General features: G+C 62.7%; 2 protein-coding genes. Both read right to left on the bottom strand.

Annotated elements, in window-relative coordinates:
* A partial coding sequence (locus tag ACEN2J_RS20730; protein ID WP_442108647.1) for a molybdopterin cofactor-binding domain-containing protein occupies positions 1-1226 on the bottom strand: 1226 nt, incomplete at its 3' end.
* On the bottom strand, positions 1223-2148 hold a 926-nt coding region (locus tag ACEN2J_RS20735; protein ID WP_442108649.1), incomplete at its 5' end, for an FAD binding domain-containing protein. The genes ACEN2J_RS20730 and ACEN2J_RS20735, both read right to left, overlap by 4 nt.

Raw genomic sequence — 2148 nt, forward strand, 5'->3', positions numbered from 1 at the left:
CCCCCCCCCCCCCCCCCCCCCCCCCCCCCCCCCCCCCCCCCCCCCCCCCCCCCCCCCCCCCCCCCCCCCCCCCCCTTTTCCACCATTCCAGCATAGAAATTCACGCGCCGCACGGTAAGCGGATCCATCCCCAAATCAAAGGCGATATGGTCCATCACGCGCTCGATCCCCACCATCCCTTGCGGGCCGCCAAAACCGCGAAAGGCGGTGGCGCTTTGGGTGTTGGTACGCAGGCGGTGGCTTTCAATCCGCACGTCGGTCAGGTGATAGCAGTTGTCCGAATGTAACATCGCGCGGTCAGCCACAGGGATAGACAAGTCCAACGCCCAGCCACAGCGGAACAGATGCGTAAACTCAACCCCCGTCACGCGTCCTGTGTCATCAAACCCTGCGCGGTACCGGATGCGCAGGTCGTGCCGTTTGCCGGTGATCATCATGTCATCATCGCGGTCATAGCGCATTTTGCACGGGCGACCCGTATCGCGTGCAGCAATGGCACAGGCAATCGCCAGTGCGTTGCCTTGGCTTTCCTTACCACCAAACCCGCCACCCATCCGCCGCGTTTCCACCCTTACGCCATGCATAGGAACATGCAGCGCATGCGCCACTTTGTGCTGAATCTCAGTCGGGTGCTGGGTCGAGGAATGGATCAACATATCCCCGCCTTCTTGCGGGATGGCGGCAGCGATTTGGCCTTCAAGATAGAAATGCTCTTGGCCGCCAACTTCCATCTCGCCTTCTACCACTCGGCCTGCGGCCCGTAACGCCGACGCCGCATCGCCCTTGGTCCACACGACTGGCCCGCTTTCAAAACGAGACTCAGCGGCTAGCGCGTCATCCACCGTTAAAATGGCGGGCAGCGGGGCGTAGTCTATTTTGCCCAAACGCGCGGCTTTGCGCGCGGCAAGATGGCTGGTTGCCACTACTAAAAAGACCGGCTGTCCAATGTAATGCACACGGTCCATTGCCAAAAGCGGCTCATCATGGGTTGAGGGCGAGCAATCTGGCATCTCGGGAAAATCAGTCGCCGCATAAACCGCGACAACGCCTTCAGCGGCATACACGGCAGAAAGGTCAAGCGCGGTGATATCGCCATGCGCGATGGTCGACATGCCAAAAGCCAAATGCAACGCCCCTTGGGGCAGCGGGATGTCATCGACATAGCGCGCGGCGCCAGTCACATGCAGAGGGGCCGCATCATGCGGCAGGGCGTTACCGATGCTCATGCCTCTACCTCCAGCAGATTTACGGGGGTTCCGGCAAGGTCGTGGAAATAGCGCAGCAGCATATTGCCAGCTGCCGTGCTGCGATACTGCGCCGAGGCGCGCATATCGCTCATAGGGGCGAAATCTGATTGCATTGCGGTGCGGGCGGCAAGCACGGTTTCCAGTGTCCACGTTTGGCCAATCAGCGCCGTCTCGGCCTGCGCGGCACGTTTCGGGGTGCCTGCCATGCCGCCAAAGGCGATGCGGGCGGAGCGGACGGTACCGTTTTCAAGCGTCACATTGAAACAGCCACACACGGCCGAGATATCTTGGTCAAAGCGTTTGGACAGCTTGTAGCAGCGCAGATTTGGGGCGTTTGTGGAAAAGCTGACAGCCTCGACAAATTCACCGGGCAGGCGGTCTTGTTTGCGGTAATCGAGGAAAAAATTCTCAATCGGCATAGCGCGGCGGGTATTATTGTGGCGCAGATGCAGCGTGGCCCCCAAGGCGATCAGCGCGGGCGGGCCGTCACCAATGGGCGAGCCGTTGGCAATATTGCCGCCGATGGTGGCCGCATTGCGGATTTGGTCGCTGGCATATCGGCGCAGTAGCTCGGCCAAGGAGGGCAGCGTCGGGGCTACGGCCTGCATCAGCTGGTTGATCGTGACGCCTGCACTGATGCGCAACGTGTCGCCGGTGGCATCTATCGTTTTCAAATCGGCAATGCCGCCCAGAAAGATCACGGGGCCAAGGTCGCGCAGCTGTTTTGTCACCCAAAGGCCGATGTCGGTGGCGCCTGCAACCAGGGTCGCATCGGGGGTGGCGGCAAAGGACTGTGCGAGCTCATCGGTGGTGGTCGGGTGGCTGGCGGGGGGGGGGGGGGGGGGGGGGGGGGGGGGGGGGGGGGGGGGGGGGGGGGGGGGGGGGGGGGGGGGGGGGGGGG

Source organism: Pseudorhodobacter sp. W20_MBD10_FR17 (assembly GCF_052119765.1).
Lineage (GTDB): Bacteria > Pseudomonadota > Alphaproteobacteria > Rhodobacterales > Rhodobacteraceae > Pseudorhodobacter.